Origin of the sequence: Candidatus Effluviviaceae Genus V sp. (assembly GCA_014728125.1) — a bacterium.
Classification (GTDB): domain Bacteria; phylum Joyebacterota; class Joyebacteria; order Joyebacterales; family Joyebacteraceae; genus WJMD01.
Genome location: WJMD01000151.1, coordinates 1 through 3405 on the forward strand (window position 1 = coordinate 1; position 3405 = coordinate 3405).

Consider the following 3405-nt stretch of genomic DNA (forward strand, 5'->3'; position numbering starts at 1 on the left):
CTGCAGGTAGTCCGTCAGGTCCTCGGACATCCTCTTCGTCAGCGTCGTCACGAGGACCCGCCCACCGCCCTTCGTCTGCGCGCGGATCTCCTCGAGAAGGTCGTCGACCTGACCGGCGACGGGACGGACGATGATCTCCGGATCGACGAGTCCGGTCGGCCGGATGATCTGCTCGACGACGACGCCCTCGCACTTCTCCAGCTCGTAGTCGCCCGGCGTCGCCGAGACGAAGACGACCCGATGCATGAACTCCTCGAACTCGTCGAACTGAAGAGGTCGATTGTCGAGCGCCGAAGGAAGCCGGAACCCGTATTTGACCAGCGTCTCCTTGCGTGAGCGGTCGCCGCGGTACATGCCCCTGATCTGCGGCACGGCGACGTGCGACTCGTCGATGAACATCAGGAAGTCGTCCGGGAAGTAGTCGAGGAGCACGGCGGGCCGCTCTCCCTCGGCGCGACCGGCGAGGTGCCTCGAGTAGTTCTCGATGCCGCTGCAGTAGCCCATCTCCCGGAGCATCTCGATGTCGAAGCGGGTCCTGGTCTCGATCCTCTGGGCCTCGAGGAGCTTGTTCTGGCTCTTGAAGAAGTCGATCTGCTGCTCGAGTTCATCCTCGATGCGCTCGATGGCCTTCTCGATGTAGTCCTGCGTCGTGACGAAGTGCTTCGCGGGATAGATAGACGTTCGCTCGAGCTTCTCGATCGGCTTGCGCGTGACGAGGTCGATGATGGACAGCTTGTCGATCTCGTCCCCGAAGAACTCGATGCGGACGGCGCGCTCCTCGTACGACGGGCGCACCTCGACCACGTCGCCGCGCACTCTGAAGGTGCCGCGCGAGAACTCGACGTCGTTGCGCTCGTACTGCATGTCGATGAGTTCGCGCAGCATGGCGTCGCGGTCGACGCTCATGCCGGTCTCGAGCGAGAGGAGCATCGACTTGTAGACGTCGGGCGAACCGAGACCGTAGATGCTCGAGACCGACGCGACGATGACGACGTCCCGGCGCTCGAGGAGCGACGCCGTGGCGCGCAGCCTCAGGCGGTCGATCTCGTCGTTGATGTTCGCGTCCTTCTCGATGTAGGTGTCGGTGACGGGAACGTAGGCCTCGGGCTGGTAGTAATCGTAGTAGCTGACGAAGTACTCGACGGCGTTCTCGGGAAAGAACGCGCGGAACTCAGCGAAGAGCTGCGCTGCCAGCGTCTTGTTGTGGGACATGACGAGGGCCGGCCGGTTGGCGTTCGCGATGCAGTTGGCCATCGTGAACGTCTTGCCGGACCCGGTGACGCCGAGGAGCGTCTGGTAGCGGTCGCCCCGTTCGAACCCCTCCGTCAGTTCCCTGATCGCGGTGCCCTGGTCGCCGCGGGGTTCGTATCCCGAGACGAGCTTGAACGCCTTCGCCATCCCTGCCTCAACCCCTCCCTAGCGCGACATGCCTTCCTCGGTCACCTCGAGCCCCTCGACGAGACGCGACCCCGTGCCGGCCGTGCCCAGGAACTCCCCGTCGAGATAGAGTTCGAGCCCACCGCCGTTGCCGACGTCCAGCAGGAACCGCTCGTTCGCCTCCCAGAGCCGGCGTTCGCCGGGCTCCAGCGTGAGGTCGGACACCGGCGTGCCGTCGACCGCCACGCGGATCCATGTCCGTTCGCGCGCCACGGCCATGAGCTCGAGCTTGTGCCACTCGATCATCGTGTCCGGCGCCGCGGCCTCGCTGACCGGGTCCGTGACGGCCTCGAGCTCCTGTTCGGCGGGAGCGGGCGGCTCCGGCGGGCTCTGTCTGATCCACCAGAGCCCCACGACGAGCACGACGATGGTGATGACCGACGTGACGCCGATGAGCACCCAGCGCCGGTTCGCCGTCTCCTTCCGTTCGGTGAGTTCGAGCTCCACCGCGTCCCACTCGTCCAGCTCGTCGCTCTCGGTCTGCTGTGTGAAGCGGAGGTACATTCCGACGACGTCGTCCTCGTTCAGACCGAGATAGCGCGCGTAGGTTCTCAGATGCCCCTTGATGTAGACCTGTGCGGGCAGCGCGCTGAAGCGGTCGTCCTCGAGCGCCTCAAGGGTCGAGGTGCTCATCTTGGTGTCCTTGGCGACGTCCTCGAGGCTCTTCTCCTGCGCCTCGCGCTCTCTCCTCAGGAGCTGGCCGACCGACTCCATGAACGCCTCCGTTCGTGCCGCCGCGCTCCGGGCCGCGGGAACCCGTCCCGCCGCCCCATGAGACGGCTTCCTCCGGGCCGCCGCGACAGCGGCGCCGCTCTAGTGCTCGTACCGGATGGTGTAGGCCACGGTCGTCTCGCCGTCCGCCGGGACGGGGACCTCGAACTCGATGCGGTTCGCCTCGACCTTCTCGAACTCGTGAGAGGTCCTCGTCACCTCCCAGTAGCCCCTGGGATGCTCGACGAGCCGCAGGACGATGTCGGTGTCCTTGTGGTTCCTGACCGAGATCTCGTAGTCCTCCTCGCGCACGCGGTCGGTGATCTTCCTCGTGCTGACGAGGGTTCTCTCCGTCTTCACATCGAACGCCGCGCCGATGAAGAGCGAGACGTCCTCGTCCTTCGGTGTGTGGGCGATGCGGTCCTCTCCGAGGAACTGCAGGTCCTCGGCGGAGTCCTCCTTGTACATGCGGACCGTTCCCGCCGGGAGCGCCCGGCCCAGGCCGGCCTCCTCCGAGTTCTCGAACTCGAGCAGAACCCGTACGTCCTCACCGTACCACTGGTCGTACTCGAACACCTTCTCGACGGCCACGTCGGTCGACGGGAAGAACGTCAGCTGCTTGATCTCCCGGTCGGCCACGGTCGCGGGGGTGTCCAGCTTGTAGAGATAGTACTCGAAAAGCTCCTCCTCCGCGAACTCCGGCGGCGGGGCCATGCTGCGGGTCAGCGCCACCTCCTGTGCCATCGCCTTGTCGCCCATGCCCTGCGGCGCCCTGTGGATGTCTCCGGCGACCAGGTCGAGCTGCGCGTCCTCGTAGGTCGCGCCCGAGCGGTTGTCGATCGACACCCAGGCCGCGAGGTCGACGACGTCGTCGGCAGCGTTGATGACGCCGACGTACTCGGCGTGCCACGTGACCCCCGAGGTCAGGTACGACACCTCGACCAGCCGGTCCCCTCCACGCTCCGCGCCGATCTTCCAGATGAGCGACGGCTTCGAGATGAGACCGGCCGGAAGCGCCGGGAACCGGATGTACGCGACCTTGTCCCGGTTGAGGGTGACGACCGGCCCGGTGCCCCGGCCCTGATCGAGGACGATGGAGCTTCCGTCTGCGCTGACGAGACGGCCGCTGAAGAGGTCGGCGTCCTCCGTCACGACGTCGATGTCGCGCGTCAGGTACTTCTCGAGGATCTTCGAGGAACTCGCCAGGTCGAAGCGGTAGTTCTGCTCCCAGACGGCGGCCTCCGGGCCCTCGAGCAC

General features: G+C 66.0%; 3 protein-coding genes. All 3 read right to left on the bottom strand.

The genetic code is table 11. The features are described 5' to 3' along the window. A partial coding sequence (gene uvrB, locus GF405_09330; protein ID MBD3368352.1) for an excinuclease ABC subunit UvrB occupies positions 1 to 1398 on the bottom strand: 1398 nt, incomplete at its 3' end. Positions 1399 to 1416: 18 nt separating this feature from the next. After that, complete coding sequence (locus GF405_09335; protein ID MBD3368353.1) at positions 1417 to 2151, bottom strand: DUF4115 domain-containing protein; 735 nt, start codon at positions 2149 to 2151, stop codon at positions 1417 to 1419. 99 nt (positions 2152 to 2250) lie between these two features. Next, positions 2251 to 3405 (bottom strand): DUF4139 domain-containing protein, encoded by a 1155-nt coding sequence (locus GF405_09340; protein MBD3368354.1) that lies wholly within the window; start codon positions 3403 to 3405, stop codon positions 2251 to 2253.

Coding starts and splice junctions, on each gene's coding strand:
- GF405_09335 (MBD3368353.1), bottom strand. CDS start 2,151: ATGGAGTCGGTCGGCCAGCTCCTGAGGAGAGAGCGCGAGGCGCAGGAG.